Consider the following 14,741-nt stretch of genomic DNA (forward strand, 5'->3'; position numbering starts at 1 on the left):
CATGAATACAACTCAATACCTAGCTGAAATCATAAAAGAGTTAAATCGCTCCGTAGATTTAATTTCGAATGATGAAGCTGAAAAATTAGTTAATGGGATTCTTGAATCAAAAAAAATCTTTGTTGCAGGCGCAGGTAGATCTGGATTTATGGCCAAATCATTCGCCATGCGAATGATGCACATGGGGATAGATGCCTATGTGATTGGCGAAACAGTAACCCCTAACTTTGAAAAAGATGACATCTTAATCATTGGATCAGGTTCAGGAGAAACGAAAGGTTTAGTTTCCATGGCTGAGAAGGCAAAAAGCATCGGTGGGACGATTGCAGCTGTAACCATTTTCCCTGAGTCCACTATTGGACAATTAGCGGATATCACAATTAAGTTGCCTGGCTCACCTAAAGATCACTCGGAGAGTGATTTTAAGACGATTCAACCAATGGGCTCATTATTTGAGCAAACACTTTTACTATTTTACGACGCTGTGATTCTTCGGTTCATGGAGAAAAAAGGTTTGGATACCAATAAAATGTACGGTAGACACGCCAACTTAGAATAAATATATTATTCTTCGGAGTTCTAAATAGGAAAGACCGCAAGCTGTTTCCATGCAAGATTGCGGTCTTTCTGTTAGAATGAACTACTTCAATTTGTAATAATTTTAGGAGTGATAAAATGATTTCTTTAAATGGAAAAACTGCAATAGTTACTGGCGCAGGAAGAGGCATTGGACGTGCTACTGCTATCGCCTTAGCAAAAGAAGGCGTTCATTTAGGCCTAATCGGCTTAAATATGTCTAATCTAGAAAAGGTAGCTGCTGAACTAGCACAATTTGATGTAAAGGTTTCTGCAGCAACAGCAGATGTGACCGATCTTGAATCCGTTACCCATGCTGTTGAACATATCAAATCAGACTTTGGCCTAATTGATATCCTAATCAACAATGCTGGTGTTGCTAAATTTGGTGGGTTCCTTGATCTAACACCAGAAGAATGGGAAAAAATCATCCAAGTCAATTTAATGGGTGTGTATAATGTAACAAGAGCAGTATTACCAGGAATGATCGAAAGAAAATCAGGAGATATCATCAATATCTCTTCATCTGCCGGCCAAAAAGGTGCTCCTGTTACAAGTGCTTACAGTGCTTCTAAATTCGCTGTTTTAGGGCTAACAGAATCACTTATGCTAGAAGTAAGAAAACATAATGTCCGTGTTACTGCTTTAACACCAAGTACGGTCGTTACAGATTTAGCCATTGATACAAATCTTGTTAAAGGCAATGAAGAAAACGTGATGCACCCAGAAGACCTTGCAGAATTAGTCGTGGCTAGTTTAAAATTTAATCCAAGAGTATTCGTTAAAACAGCTGGATTATGGTCAACAAATCCATCATAAAACCGAAGCAGATCCAGTGGGGTCTGCTTCTTTAGTTCGTACAAAATACTCTTATATGCATCAGTGATACAAGGACATTACTTTCTCTAAATCAACAATTAACTGGTTAACTTCATTCTGTGCTAAGCGTACAAGCATTTGATCGTATAAAGTAATAATTTGCCCATCCTCTTCATGCTGATGTTTTTTTAAATAATGATAGATATTATTTATTTGGTTTTCTTTAAGGACCGATTCTGTGTTGAAATTTTTAACTTTCTGTAAGGAAAATTCATTCATACTTGAATCAAATTCACCTGAAATAATGGTCCCTTGCAAGTACATAATCTCACTCCTCCAAGTCAGTATATGTTAGTTTAACTCTAAAACAAGGTTCAAATTGCACGATCTTTATACATTGAAACCACATTGCTTATTTTGATGCCAACATTAGTCCTCTTTGAATCAAAACTGGGTATTCCTCATTCAATTTCTTAATTTCTTCGAGTTGATTTAAAAGAATCTCTTGTTTTTCTAGTAAAAGATTATGTTTTATTAATAGCTCTAGGATTTCAATTCTTAATAACCAATCCTCATGAAATTCACTTGTTAAAGTATTGATTTGTAATAAAAGTTACTAGTAAAAAAGACGAGTTATCCATTTTCTTTTCTCCATCTCATTATTACTTCTTCAAACGACGGTGTTCTCCTACTTTCTGACCATTTTTTATGAAATTTAATACTCTGTGATCTTGGTTCAGGGTTTGGTAACTCTAATTTAACAATACTCGGAATTGGAGTAGAAGCCCCAACCACCAAACACTCCCCGCACCAAGAGTAGGTAGAATCTCTGATATAGAGCGAGAATTATCTGGTAGTAGATTCTTAATATAATTTTGGTCATTAATGTTTGTTAAACGCAGATTAATAATATTATACTGAGAAAGAATTGTATCAGATATCTCAGAAGGTCTTTGACTTACAACCATTAAGTTCAAACCATATTTTCTCCCTTCCTTGGCAATTCTTTCTATTGATTTCTTCGCTGCTTTAAATTCAATACCTCCAGTTCGTGGAATATAATTATGTGCCTCTTCGCAGACGATCATGAATGGTATATCATTAAGTTCATCCTTTTGATGTTGTAGCTTAGAATAATGAAATGCAAAATCAAAAATAAGACGAGAAATTAAGCTAATTGTAATGCTTAAAACTTCAAACGGAATACCACTCAAATCAATAATTGTAACGTTTGATTTATCTAGATATCCCATATATTGTTTCAAAATATCTTCAAAATGTTCAGTTTTATACTTAGAATTTTCTTCTACATCTTGATTTAATAACAGAAATTCCAACCGCTTATCTGTTAATTTGGTTTCAAATCTAAACAGGAATCTATTAAATTCACCATTAAAAGGACCATTACTTGCTTTTGTTGCCTTTGAAGTATTAGAAGAAGTGAGTTCAAGTTTTTCATTAAAGTAAATATGGCGATTTTCAACAAGTTCCCCGTTGCTTAATTTTGGAAGGCTTGGCTCTCCTTCAATTTTATTGATTACTTCTTCATTTAAATTATATATTTAATTAAAAACCTCATTGATATTAAAATAGACCGGAGAATCGTATGTAATTTTTTAAATACCGGATTATATTTTTCCTTATTCAAAACTACTGCTCGTTTTATGATACATAAATTTACAAGAACCAATGGTGAAATATATAATGGTAAGCTTAATTTGTATTAGAACATCAGTGTGACAAATCCCCGACGCAATAAGGCGAACTAAAACCTCACTTAGTTTAGGATCATCCATTGTAATTTCTGTGATTTGGAATGGTTCCCCTTCCCAAATGTAACTGCTGACCTTTTCGTACAAAACGATCTGCCCAGATTGTATTATAAGTTTCTAGAAGCTTTCTATCCTACTTAGTTATTTTATCCTTAATATGAATGTACAAAAAGAGAAAAGGGATATATAGATACACAAAGTAAAAAGCAATGTTTGAATACTTTTCATTCAATTGCTCTATTTGACTCCTCTCTTTGAGCACATTAGCTATAATAAAGAATAGGAGCAGTACAATGAACAGACTTATTTGTTGTTTCACATTTATTACTTTCTTAATAGCACGACAACCTGCCCATATTTTCACACTGATATTGGGTAATATGAGAAGTAACCAAATCGAAACAGCGATAAATTCGACTCTTTCTATTAGAGGGAATTTTGCAATTTTCATTTGAGCTAATGTTGGCCATATTATCTGGTTTAAGTGTCCTTCACTAAAGAAGACAAATGTGATGAGCGCTATTATTAGATAAAGTAAGCTTGAGAACAAAAGTCCAAAATGGGCCCATTTTTGTGATCTGTCTGGATTTTTTATGAATGGGTAGAACATGAATAAGGTCTCAAAGCCAACATACTGAAACAACATAGCTTTAGAGGATGATACGATTTCCTTCACAGAGTGGTTAAAGACAGGTAATAAATTGTAAAAATTGGCAAATTCCAATGAAAAAAGATTAAGGGGAAACAGGATAATAAAAGGTATGATAGTTCCCCAGAAACACATTCCAGTAATCACGCGGAATCCACCAGATACAAGGTAATAAATGAGGACTAGAAAAATGAGGCTTATTTGCCATGTCTTCATTAAGGGAAACAGCCAAACTTGAACAACTTCAATATAAACACGGAAAACAATTAAAGCTAATATAAGAAAGTAGAAAATCACAAAAATGTTGAACAGTCCACCAATCCATTTTCCAAAGTAAAATTTGTGAACATGTATGACATCATTATTAGCAATTCCAAGAATACGATAGATCATCCAAACTAGTATATGAATGCTTATACTTGATAAAATGATGGAAATCCATGCATCATAACCTGCGTCCTTCGTTATATCTCGTTGAAAACTCATGATTCCTATGCCAATAATATTCGTGGTGATCAGAAAGAAAACATAAAAGGAAGATACTAAATGTCGTTCGTCTAGTAATGATTTCACGTGGGTTCTCCTCTTATCATGCAGACTTACTCTTCAATACCTGTATTTAGGATGTAAATATTTGTGTGTACAGTGGTTTTTACTTCTGGGTATATGTCCATAAACCGTTGATAGTCCCAATTTCTTGAGGCAGTTCTAACCTTTTCTCCCAACCCAATGGGATCTACATTGTATCCTTGTGCCAGTGAAATTAAACTTTGGACCTCTTCCGTAAAGTGTTCATTTAAAATTCGTTTCAATTTTACAATATCTTTATCTTTTTTCAGATCAAACCAGGAGGGTGCTTTTTCAATCTCTGCATGGATGGTTAAATCGATGAATATACTCGGAATGCCTTCGCTTTTCTCAACCGTATATGTAGTTTTTGCTCCCAGGTTTTTCAAGAGAATAAAGCCTTCCTTTTTATTTTGTGTGATTTTGGTATTATATTGCCCATTTTGAGACCCATCAATTAATGTTTTTAGAATAAAGGACTTTCTTAAATTAATATGATTTATGTACTTCCCCTTCTTTAATAAGGCTAACCCGTCAATTTTAATTTGATCTTCCTCTAGGATAAGGTAAGGTAAAATTGGATCCCTCCCTTCTTCATAAAAATTGTTCAAAAACATGTGCAGATTCATTTTTGGCAAATTACCACTTTCAATGTTTTGTCTGACTTTTTCACTTAAATGGAATGAAAGATTCACATGTTCACTGGATTGAAGTATATCTTCGGCTGTGTTTTCAGCAATGCCCAACTGCATTCGACTCCCTGTATTTGGAATTCGGGCAAAATTAGTGACAACATCTTCGATCCCTTGTGTGGCATATTCCTTGCCGAACAATACAAAATCTAATTTTCCTGTCTCAATAGGATGGGCTGATTTTGAATTCATTCTCGGGAGTATGTCTTCATTTGAACCAGACACCGTTTTATAAATCTTCAATTTGACATTTCCCTGCTCTGCGAAAGTAGGATAAATAGCAACTCCTTTGACTTTGCCTTCTTCCCGATCATATCCTAGAGCTTCAATTATCTGAACTTCATCAATGATCCTCTCATATTTACCACACCCTGATAAAAAGAAAGTAAAGCTAAAAGCTAACAGAAAACATAATTTCATTTAATTCACCTTTATTATCCTTTGCTGATTATTCATCAAAATCACTTTTCTTTTTTTTGTCATTATGTGGGTGGTATCTCCAAATTGATTTAGGACGTAAGTAATTTGGCCTTTTGGATGTTTTACTATAAGAGGAACGGATCAGGGTGTCCGCTAAATCCTCAGGCCTAAAAGGATAAAATGGAACGGTATAGGGTGTTCCTAAAGATTCTAACCGTGTAAGGTGAATGATTAAAAAGGCAATCCCTATAACGATACCTAGTCCCCCCCAAATAGATGAGAAGACAATTAAAGGAAAACGTAAAAAACGTATAGTGTTCGACATTTTATAAATTGGGGTAGTAAAGGAAGCTAAGGCAGATAAGGCGACTATAATGAGTAAGACATTACTTGTAAGGGACGCCTCAACTGACGCTTGGCCGATAACAATACCGCCCACTATTCCCAATGTTTGTCCTACCTTTGTAGGTAACCGGACTCCCGCTTCACGTAATAGTTCAATCGTGAATTCCAGAAAAATCACCTCTAATACCGGTGGAAACGGGACATTATAACGAGAATGACTAAGTGAACCGAATAAATCGTTTGGAATCATCTCGTAATGGTATGTGATAACAGCTATATAAATAGATGTTCCAAAAATGGAGAAAAGGACACTGAATACCCGTATTAAACGAAAAAAAGATCCAAGAATCCATGGGAGAAAGTAATCTTCAGGTGAAATAAAATAATCAATTATCGTAGAAGGACCTGTAATGACATATGGCGACCCACTACTTAAAACAGCTACTTGTCCGTTAATAAGCGCTTGAACCACCCTATCCACACGTTCAGTTGGAAGAAGCAAAGGAAACGGTGTAAGGGAATTATCTTCTATAAATTGATGCAGCTGAGAAGTATCAAAAATGACATCAAAATCAATCTCTTGAAGCCGTTGGGTCATGGTATTAACATGCTGCTCACTCGTAATCCCATCAATATGAGCAATAATAACTCGAGTATTTGAAGTAGAACCAATGGTTAATTCCTTCGTAATTAGATCAGTTGTATTTATTTGTTGTCTTAATAAATGTATATTTACATCAATATTCTCAAGAAACCCAATTTGTGGCCCCACCACACTAAACTCATTTTCAACGTTATTTTGTTCACGCAATCCAGCTTTATCATTAGATAAGAGAATTAAGGCAACCCTTTGATCATTTTCCTTCATTTGAAGTATCGCGTACCCTTTAAGTAACTTTGATTCGGCTTCGTTCCGATTATCCGTTATTACAATATCTTCTATTGGGATGATTTTCTTTATGTCATCAATTTTCTCTAGCCTTTCTAGTACAAAAGGGGTCTCTCGGAAAATCATTAAAATTTTCAGTTGGAGTTGTTGTTGATCCACCAGTGAATTGTAGTAAGAAATGATTAAATGTCCCGGTTCATCCGTAAGTGGAAATTGTTTAAAATCACTGGATTTTTTAACCTTAGCAAACAGCTGGCCAATATCTTGTGAATTCTCAGTCACGGCCTGTTTGTCTTTATTATTTCTAATCTTTTGTTTTTTGAAGAACATCCAATCACCTCTCCCTATTACAAAGGAATTCCTATCTTCTATATTATGTAAAGGCATCCCCATATTTATGTAAATCCGTTTTATAATGTGCTCGCCGCTCGCCTGTTAGGGCGAAAGCCAAAGCTACACTCAGAGAAACCTGGGTCGTACATTCTGGTAAGCACTTGGGTAATTGCTTGTTGAATGAAACGGTCTGTCACGGTTGGGATTCCCAGTTTCCTCTTCCCTTTGCCGTCTGGTTTCGGGATTTCGACTCGATGGACTGGGGATGGGATATAAGTCCCCTCGAAGAGGGATTTCCGCAGTTCGCTCCATTTGAGCATAATATGTCCACGAAGAGCAGTGACGGGCATTTCGTCTACTCCATGTTTTCCCTTACTCTTTTCTCCTCTTTTAATTGTATTAAGTAGGTTCTCCCGTGACAAAATTCGTTCCATTAACATTGATATAACCTCCTGCGTAAATAGGTGTTCTGTTTGTGTCCTTTCCGTTCTCCCCCCTGTTTAATGACCCCCGCGGATTCACCGTTTCTTCCATTAAACAGGTACCATGTTTTCTGTTTCATCGAACCGAAAGATACGCCTAGTTCCTATTTTCCGTAACCGGTTCAGCCCTTCCTTATCCTCTTAAGCGAATAAGTACTATGGCTTCTGCTGACGCCTATCGTTCAACCTATCCTCACGGATAGGCTTACCGCATGAGTACGGCATATCGACAGGTTCTCCCCGGGTAAGAGTACAGACTTTCCTTCCATGTCTCCGCCTCATTTACTCTGTAACACCTTCGGCAGCATGGGCTTTGTCTTGTATTGCAGACTCATCCAATGTCACCTAGCCTTATATGAGATTCGTGTTCCTCGGAGCCGAAGTTTGCCGCCGACTTCCTTCGGATATAAAGGTCACCCCACATATCCTTGTCTTAAGCTACGGCTACTACTGCCTTCACCGTTCGGGACTCGCACCCTAGAGCCTGTACCCATGCCGGGCACACAACTAAAAAAGCAAGCACAAAGTGCTCACTTTTTTTAACAATGTGGTAAGAAATATATCAGGATTACCTGTCCCCTATGTTAAAGTTGGCATACTCAGTGATGAAGATAACTTAACGCTTATCTTTTCAATTAAGAAATATATTCTAACCAACACTCTAATTAGGGCTGTCATTATGACTCTTAATGAAGTATTCAAAAACATCCCTCCACATTGAACTTTAGTGTTATTAAACAATAACACTAAAGTTATTATACCCTTTAAAACATATCAATACTTTTCCTTGGTTGTTAATTCATATATAGAAGTAATAAATTTTATCTTCTCAGAAGTTTTTAACAAATAAAATTTTTGTTATTGGTTAACCTACTTATGAAAAGTTAGGAGGGATAAAAAAATGGAACAGATCAATAACCAAGAAAAAATTAATGCTTCAGAATATGCTATCATCTGGTCGCAATATATTAATGATACTATGTCACATTGTGTTCTTCGCTACTTGTTAAATGATGCTAAGGATGAAAACACTCGTGGTGTAATTCAATTTGCCTTAGAATTATCACAAACCCATATAGAAAAGGTGAAACAGTTTTTAACTGAAGAAAATTATCCTATTCCAATAGGGTTCACAGATGAAGATGTAACCGTAAATGCCCCTACTTTATTTACGGATACATTTAAGGTTGTTTATTTGCAAATTATGGCGATACACGGTTTGACGAGATATGCTGGTGCAACAAGCGTTTGTATTCGAGAAGATGTCAGAAAATATCTTATTGAATGTACTTCTCAAACGTTGGAATTATATGATAGGGTCACTACCGTCGCTTTATCTAAGGGAATTCTTAGTAAGCCGCCTACATTAAATAACAAACAAAAGATTGATTTTATTAGGAAACAAAACTACATAACTGGTTGGTTCGGAAAGCGAAGACCGATAAATGCAATCGAAATCAGTGGTGCACATCTGAATATGCAAAAAACTATGGTGAAAATGGTTTTAGAGTTAGGATTCAGTCAAGTATGCCAATCTAAAGAAGTACGAGAGTATTTCGAACGTGCTCGAAAACTTTGTAAAAGACACTTTCATATACTAGGTTTAATGTTAGAAGAGGAGAATCTCCATGAACCAAGGATATTTGAATCAGAAGTAACCGATTCAACCGTACCTCCCTTTTCTGATAAGCTTATGCTTTTCCATATAGCAACACTACTATCTGCCGCACTTGGTTATTATGGGGAGGCTTTATCAATGTGTCAAAGAAGAGACTTGTCCGCTGATTACGCTCGTATGAATATGGAAATTGCTTTAATCGCTGAAGATGGTTTGAATCTTTTAATAGAAAAGGGTTGGATGGAACAACCTCCTACTGCCGCTGACCACGAAAACTTGGCGAAGGATTAGAATAATGTGGATGCAAAAGAACGATTATTTTGGTTTTAACGGTGAAATTGAAAAAGCGATTGACTATACCGACTATCAATGGATTATGTTTTATCCTTCTGTATACTTTTTTTCCATATGGGACGCTTATAAAGATGCTGGTGGAGGTAAGGAACCATATTCTTTCATACCATTTGTTCTTTCAGCATATTTTGTTACTTTGGGAATAATGTATTCGGCGAAAGTAAAATTATTTGGAATAATGTTGGGAACAGTTTGGTTTCCCATGATATGCGTAATTCCTGGAGTTATTCTAGGACTACTGCTAAAAAAGTTATTAAAGAAACAATAAATCATCGTTATTTTTCAATTTTATGTTTTGACTCTATGTATACCGTAAAGGAATCGAAAGGCAAAGGATTAGAAGAATGTAGATGCAAAAGAAAGGTTATTTTGGTACATCGCTTTTCCTGAATTTGGACAATTGTTTAATGGAAAATACATCAAAGAGATACTTTTCATACTATTAGAGTTAATTGCTTTGCCCCAATGCTAGCAACCATCGTCTCACGAGCCTGGTCAAACAGGTGACGTGCTTCCCGCCCAAATGAGTGGATACTTGATGCATTGCCAAAATTCACATTATGTGCTTCAAATATTTTCTCGGCCACTTTTGGATGCATTGGAGTGGTTGCTGCATGATCGAGATAAATACGCTCTATTTTTACACCTTCAATTTCTTAAAAAATTCTTTCCATTAAATAAAACCATATAGCCGCCGGAAACAATATCGTCGCTATGTTTGGATAAATCATCAATTGTGGTGCTATCAAGTACATCTTTAATGGCATCCCTAATTCGAATCCAAAGCTCCCTTTTTGCCTGCCCCTCTACGCTAAAAAATTATTTAAATATTCAGGTCAATGCTTTACTTAGCGGAAACTTTGGCTTGAACCTCAATTTTTACATCTGCTTTTTTCAATAGATTTCCCACTTCGCATCCCTTTTCTGCCGCTCTTTGTGCTGATTCGATCTGCTCTTGAGTTGCATCAGAAGATAAAACAATATGAGTTATTTTTGTATTTTATGAATGTAATCAAGAAAGAACCTTTTTTTAAGCTACAGTCATCGGGGATATATTACCTAGATAAATCTGTAATGTTTTTTATTACATTTAATAAAAAGAAGTCTACGGCCATCAGTCACAGCCGCTATTTTGTTCTTGATTTACAAGATCGACAACTTCTTTAATTGTATAGTTCTTTAAATATTCACCCAAATGTTCTTCCACACCTAAGAAAATTGTAAATAATACTCTTTTCATATTCGCTCCAACAATACACTTTTCATTTGAATCAGTACACTTAGGCTGCAAAGCACCTTCTGAGGTTATCATATATATATCCCAAAGATTAACTTCACTCAGCTCTAGAGTAAAAATAAATCCGCCGCCGGTTCCTTCTTTTGATTTTATAAATCCATGTTTTTTTAACAAGCTTAGCACTTTACGAATGCGTACTGGGTGGACACCAGCACTCTCTGAGATACCATCACTTGTTGACATACGGTCCGGCTGCAACGCAAGATAAGTTAAACTATGAATTGCAAGTGTAAAATCACTATTCATGGCCTGCCTCCTTAGAAATCAACACAGCAAATCACCTTTTTGCTTTACATATAGCTTCTGCATCTTTTTTAAAATCAATCAACATAGTGTAATAATAAATATTACAGTTTATCTTGTCAAGTATCTAATTAGAAGTGTTGTATCAACTCTTAACCATGAATAAGGAATTCCAAGCGTCCTGTAAAGCTTTACGAATCACGTTCTCTTCCTTAAAGGTGAGTAAACAAATTTTCGTGTTTTGAAATTTTTGTATAAGTAAGTTTAAAAATCCCATTGTTTTTTAACTTGTTCTTCTGCTAACTGTTTAATTTTTTCCCATGCCATTTCTTTATTTACAATGACATTGGTTTTATAATTTTTATCTTTATAATTAACTGTAACGAATACTTCAATCATCACTTCTTCCTCCTTCCGAAATAATATTAATTGGCCACTTTTTGCCATTCGACGTTCGAAAATGTGCGAAGTCTACGAGGCAAAAAACTGCGGATCTCTTCCTCGAGATAGGCAAAAGTTTTAATTTCTATTTATACCGAAGGATAGAATAAACAGTAATTAAGGTTAGGTTAATGTCTGTTGACAAATCAGAGTTTGAGAAGGGACATTGACAGGTTCTCCTAGGCAAAGAGTACAGATCCTTTGTCCCTATTCATTTTATATAATATCCAAAGGTATTTTTCTTGTTGGTTTTGGAAATACCTCGTCAAGTCTGTTCAGATCTTCTATAGTCAATTGAATAGTAGCAGCTTGAGCATTGGCTAAAACATGTTCTTCCTTAACAGCTTTTGGGATAGCAATGACGTTGTTCGAACGAATGGTCCACGCAAGAGCAATTTGTAATGGCTGCACATTGTATTTTTCTGCAATCTCAATGATGGTTGGATCGCTTAGTAATTGTCTTCTTAAGCTCCCTCCCTGGGCCAGGGGGCTATAGGCCATAATTGGCATGTTATGTTGATGATGCCATGGTAGGAGATCATAATCAATTCCTCTAGAACCTAGATGATATAGCACTTGATTTGTCATACATTTTTTTCCGTTAGCGGTATCCCACAACTCTATCATATCATCCGTATCAAAATTAGAAACTCCCCATCTTACAATTTTACCATCCTTGCGCAGTCTCTCCATTCCTTCAATAGTTTCTGCCAAAGGAACACGACCTCTCCAGTGTAAAAGATACAAATCAAGATGATCTGTTCCTAGTCGTTTTAGACTATTTTCACATGCGCTTTCAATCAAATCTAACCCGGAATGATGAGGATATACTTTCGATACTAAAAAAACTTTATCTCTACGCCCCTTGATTACCTCACCAACTAACCGTTCGGAATCGCCATTTCCGTACATTTCAGCCGTATCGATTAGCTTCATGCCTAGTTCTATTCCAAGTTGCAAAGCTTTGATTTCTTTGTTTTTCGTTTGAGGATTTTCACCCATGTACCATGTTCCTTGACCAATAATTGGAAGAAAGGTTCCATCAGGTAAAGTTACTACCCGTTTTTCAAGTGAATGCTTAATTCCCAATATTTTTTCATGGTCACGTAAACTCATTTTCATCATTCCTTTCATATCTCACCTTGTTTTTCTTGAACTGGCAATTCTTCAATCATTACCATTTATTGAAAAATCGGATGATTATTTTAAAAATAAATGTGGCTATACATTGTTATAGTATAGCCACAAAAATAACATATTTATGCTCACTTACACCAAGTGAGCCCCGCCATCAATAAGAAGAACAGTACCAGTTGTAAAACCATTTTTCACTAAGTACACGTAGGCCTCAGCAATGTCTTCAGGCTGTGCCACGCGATTAACAGGTAACTGTTGTGCAATGTTGCTGTATAAATTTTGTCTTTGCTCGTCAGGCATCCCTCCGTAGAGTGGGGTGTCTACGATACCAGGTGAAACAACATTTACCCGAATAGGAGCCATGTCTACTGAAAGCCCTCTAACCAATCCATCGATCGCTGAATTGATCGAAGCAAGTGTAGTTGCCCCCTGTGGTGGACGGATTCCATAAACACCAGAGGTCAATGTGATAGAACTGGTATCATTTAAGTACGGAATAGCAGCACGAACGGTTAAGTATTGCCCCCAAAACTTACTATCAAACGCTTCTCTAACATCCGCAACAGGTAAGTCACTAAAATGACCCATTGCACCTTCACCTGCCGTAACGACAAGGTGATCAAAATTCCCTACCCTTTTAAAAAAGTCAGCTAGTTTTTCTTCACTGCGAAAATCAATATTGTATGCTTCCACATTACCACCAAGTACATTCTTTGCCTCCGATAGTTTTGCATCAGAACGACTTGCAATAATGACTTGAGCAGATTCATCAAGAAATGCCTTTGCTGCGGATAATCCGATACCAGAAGTACCTCCTATTACGACCACACGTTTTCCTTTTAATGACATTGTATGAACCCTCCTTAAAAAATTCTTTTTAGGTTGTATCTAAAAACAATATTACATACTACTTTTAGTGAAAAAAATATAAACCAACGCTTCATTATTTTATTTTGCTAATAGTTTTAGCGCTTCACGATTGAATGCCGGGATATCATCCGGAAAACGGCTAGTCACAATATTATTGCTTACCACAACTTCTTCATCTTTGTAGTTAGCCCCTGCATTTTTCAAATCATTACGAATAGATTTGAAACCAGTTATGTCGACGCCTTTTAATAGGTCTGTATCGATCAATACTTGTGGTCCATGGCAAATGGCAAAAACAGGTTTGCCTTCTTGGATAAATTCTTTTGCGAATTGACCAAAGCGGTCATCTTCACGTAGTAAATCAGGGGAGAAACCACCTGGAATAAGCAAAGCATCAAAGTCTGCAGGATTAACTTCATCTATGGCTTTATCAATTTTTAGGGTTGCGCCTTTTTTTCCAGTTACTTCATTTCCTGCATGTTTATCAATTGTAATCACTTGATGACCAGCTTCTTTGAATGCTTCTGCAGGTTCTGTAAATTCAACATCCTCAAATAAATTGGTGATAAGTGTAGCAATTTTTTTTCCCAAACTAAAAACCCTCCTTGAATTGCAAAAAATTTATAATTCTCACAAAAAATGCTTATATTTAATGGAAGCGGGGGGTTCGAAATTTACTTCCGAACCACACTCTCTCCAACTAAAATATAGAACTAACGTAATGCTTTAACAAGGGCTTTTCCAAATTCTTTCGCACCTTGTGGACCATCGCCAGTAATAATATCACCATGGGCAACAACATGTTGTTCAACATATTTAACGTCAACAGCTATCAATTCGTTCTTTTGAACATCTACTGGATAGCAAGTTGCTTCTCTTCCAGAAAGCAAACCAGTTTTAGCAACTGTAACAGCCCCTGCACAAATTCCTGTTACAAGAACTTTCTCATTGTAAGCTTGCTTCAAAAAGCCTTGTAATTCTTGATTTCCCCATAGATGATCATTTGTACCAGATCCTCCAATTACCGAAACAACATCAAATTCTGTAGGCGATACGTCTGAAAAGATAACCGAAGCAGTTGCTTTCCCATCATAGTCACCAGTAATTTCACCTGCCACGGTGCTAGCAATGGTTACTTCGACTCCTGCATTTTCAAGCTCTTCTTTTGGTTTGAATAACTCATCTTCATTAAACCGTTCTGGCGGTATAATTAAGAGTGCTTTTTTACTCATTATTT

Annotated in this window: 16 protein-coding genes and 1 pseudogene; 4 read left to right on the forward strand and 13 right to left on the reverse strand. The window is 36.2% G+C overall.

The features are described from left to right. Position 1: 1 nt before the first annotated feature. A complete protein-coding gene (gene hxlB, locus AC3ANL_RS22700) occupies positions 2 to 559 on the forward strand; it encodes a 6-phospho-3-hexuloisomerase (RefSeq protein WP_488326607.1) in 558 nt (185 codons plus the stop codon). 116 nt (positions 560 to 675) lie between these two features. Then, positions 676 to 1,395 (forward strand): 3-ketoacyl-ACP reductase, encoded by a 720-nt coding sequence (locus tag AC3ANL_RS22705; RefSeq protein ID WP_098933817.1) that lies wholly within the window; start codon positions 676 to 678, stop codon positions 1,393 to 1,395. Positions 1,396 to 1,455: 60 nt separating this feature from the next. Here AC3ANL_RS22705 and AC3ANL_RS22710 read toward each other — a convergent pair whose 3' ends face one another. The 6 genes and pseudogenes from AC3ANL_RS22710 to AC3ANL_RS22735 form a co-directional block, all read right to left on the reverse strand. Further along, positions 1,456 to 1,719, reverse strand: a complete 264-nt coding sequence (locus tag AC3ANL_RS22710) for a hypothetical protein (protein ID WP_488326608.1) — start codon at positions 1,717 to 1,719, stop codon at positions 1,456 to 1,458. Between the two features lie 428 nt (positions 1,720 to 2,147). Then, positions 2,148 to 2,732 carry an ATP-binding protein gene (locus AC3ANL_RS22715; RefSeq protein ID WP_488326609.1) on the reverse strand — a complete coding sequence of 195 codons (585 nt, stop codon included), beginning with the start codon at positions 2,730 to 2,732 and terminating at the stop codon, positions 2,148 to 2,150. 568 nt (positions 2,733 to 3,300) lie between these two features. Then, complete coding sequence (locus AC3ANL_RS22720) at positions 3,301 to 4,389, reverse strand: GerAB/ArcD/ProY family transporter (RefSeq protein ID WP_488326610.1); 1,089 nt, start codon at positions 4,387 to 4,389, stop codon at positions 3,301 to 3,303. A gap of 26 nt (positions 4,390 to 4,415) precedes the next feature. Then, the gene (locus tag AC3ANL_RS22725) at positions 4,416 to 5,495 is read right to left on the reverse strand and encodes a Ger(x)C family spore germination protein (RefSeq protein ID WP_488326611.1); all 1,080 of its coding nucleotides are present in this window, start codon (positions 5,493 to 5,495) and stop codon (positions 4,416 to 4,418) included. Between the two features lie 28 nt (positions 5,496 to 5,523). Continuing rightward, positions 5,524 to 7,059 (reverse strand): spore germination protein, encoded by a 1,536-nt coding sequence (locus AC3ANL_RS22730; RefSeq protein ID WP_488326612.1) that lies wholly within the window; start codon positions 7,057 to 7,059, stop codon positions 5,524 to 5,526. Between the two features lie 98 nt (positions 7,060 to 7,157). Further along, positions 7,158 to 7,502 (reverse strand): annotated as a pseudogene (locus AC3ANL_RS22735) (group II intron reverse transcriptase/maturase); the annotation flags it as partial. A 943-nt stretch (positions 7,503 to 8,445) separates the two neighbouring features. On the opposite strand from AC3ANL_RS22735, the gene AC3ANL_RS22740 reads away from it, so the two are divergent. Further along, on the forward strand, positions 8,446 to 9,453 hold the full coding sequence (locus tag AC3ANL_RS22740) for a DUF3231 family protein (RefSeq protein ID WP_488326613.1): 1,008 nt from the start codon (positions 8,446 to 8,448) through the stop codon (positions 9,451 to 9,453). Between the two features lie 4 nt (positions 9,454 to 9,457). After that, on the forward strand, positions 9,458 to 9,784 hold the full coding sequence (locus AC3ANL_RS22745; protein WP_488326614.1) for a hypothetical protein: 327 nt from the start codon (positions 9,458 to 9,460) through the stop codon (positions 9,782 to 9,784). A gap of 166 nt (positions 9,785 to 9,950) precedes the next feature. On the opposite strand, the gene AC3ANL_RS22750 is transcribed toward AC3ANL_RS22745, so the two are convergent. The 7 genes from AC3ANL_RS22750 to AC3ANL_RS22780 all read right to left on the reverse strand — a co-directional run bounded on the left by AC3ANL_RS22750 (position 9,951) and on the right by AC3ANL_RS22780 (position 14,736). After that, a complete protein-coding gene (locus tag AC3ANL_RS22750; protein ID WP_488326615.1) occupies positions 9,951 to 10,115 on the reverse strand; it encodes a hypothetical protein in 165 nt (54 codons plus the stop codon). Positions 10,116 to 10,630: 515 nt separating this feature from the next. After that, a complete protein-coding gene (locus AC3ANL_RS22755; RefSeq protein WP_488326616.1) occupies positions 10,631 to 11,059 on the reverse strand; it encodes an RrF2 family transcriptional regulator in 429 nt (142 codons plus the stop codon). Between the two features lie 261 nt (positions 11,060 to 11,320). Beyond that, entirely contained in the window at positions 11,321 to 11,455 is a 135-nt protein-coding gene (locus AC3ANL_RS22760; RefSeq protein WP_488329810.1) for a BA3454 family stress response protein, read from the reverse strand. A gap of 258 nt (positions 11,456 to 11,713) precedes the next feature. Then, the gene (locus AC3ANL_RS22765) at positions 11,714 to 12,613 is read right to left on the reverse strand and encodes an aldo/keto reductase (protein WP_488329811.1); all 900 of its coding nucleotides are present in this window, start codon (positions 12,611 to 12,613) and stop codon (positions 11,714 to 11,716) included. A 153-nt stretch (positions 12,614 to 12,766) separates the two neighbouring features. Beyond that, positions 12,767 to 13,483: an SDR family oxidoreductase gene (locus tag AC3ANL_RS22770; RefSeq protein WP_488326617.1), complete on the reverse strand. Its 717-nt coding sequence runs from the start codon at positions 13,481 to 13,483 to the stop codon at positions 12,767 to 12,769. Positions 13,484 to 13,582: 99 nt separating this feature from the next. Continuing rightward, positions 13,583 to 14,095: a cysteine protease YraA gene (gene yraA / locus AC3ANL_RS22775; RefSeq protein WP_488326618.1), complete on the reverse strand. Its 513-nt coding sequence runs from the start codon at positions 14,093 to 14,095 to the stop codon at positions 13,583 to 13,585. 122 nt (positions 14,096 to 14,217) lie between these two features. Continuing rightward, entirely contained in the window at positions 14,218 to 14,736 is a 519-nt protein-coding gene (locus AC3ANL_RS22780) for a DJ-1/PfpI family protein (protein ID WP_119118298.1), read from the reverse strand. Positions 14,737 to 14,741 lie beyond the last annotated feature (5 nt).

This window comes from Neobacillus sp. DHD-1R, from assembly GCF_057747995.1.

Bases quoted from the DNA above. Each gene is read 5' to 3' on its own strand.
- AC3ANL_RS22770 (WP_488326617.1), bottom strand. From the start codon at position 13,483: ATGTCATTAAAAGGAAAACGTGTGGTCGTAATAGGAGGTACTTCTGGT.
- hxlB (WP_488326607.1), top strand. From the start codon at position 2: ATGAATACAACTCAATACCTAGCTGAAATCATAAAAGAGTTAAATCGC.
- AC3ANL_RS22750 (WP_488326615.1), bottom strand. From the start codon at position 10,115: ATGCATCCAAAAGTGGCCGAGAAAATATTTGAAGCACATAATGTGAAT.
- AC3ANL_RS22755 (WP_488326616.1), bottom strand. From the start codon at position 11,059: ATGAATAGTGATTTTACACTTGCAATTCATAGTTTAACTTATCTTGCG.
- AC3ANL_RS22760 (WP_488329810.1), bottom strand. From the start codon at position 11,455: ATGATTGAAGTATTCGTTACAGTTAATTATAAAGATAAAAATTATAAA.
- AC3ANL_RS22740 (WP_488326613.1), top strand. From the start codon at position 8,446: ATGGAACAGATCAATAACCAAGAAAAAATTAATGCTTCAGAATATGCT.
- AC3ANL_RS22745 (WP_488326614.1), top strand. From the start codon at position 9,458: ATGTGGATGCAAAAGAACGATTATTTTGGTTTTAACGGTGAAATTGAA.
- AC3ANL_RS22710 (WP_488326608.1), bottom strand. From the start codon at position 1,719: ATGTACTTGCAAGGGACCATTATTTCAGGTGAATTTGATTCAAGTATG.
- AC3ANL_RS22780 (WP_119118298.1), bottom strand. From the start codon at position 14,736: ATGAGTAAAAAAGCACTCTTAATTATACCGCCAGAACGGTTTAATGAA.
- AC3ANL_RS22730 (WP_488326612.1), bottom strand. From the start codon at position 7,059: ATGTTCTTCAAAAAACAAAAGATTAGAAATAATAAAGACAAACAGGCC.
- AC3ANL_RS22765 (WP_488329811.1), bottom strand. From the start codon at position 12,613: ATGAGTTTACGTGACCATGAAAAAATATTGGGAATTAAGCATTCACTT.
- AC3ANL_RS22725 (WP_488326611.1), bottom strand. From the start codon at position 5,495: ATGAAATTATGTTTTCTGTTAGCTTTTAGCTTTACTTTCTTTTTATCA.
- AC3ANL_RS22705 (WP_098933817.1), top strand. From the start codon at position 676: ATGATTTCTTTAAATGGAAAAACTGCAATAGTTACTGGCGCAGGAAGA.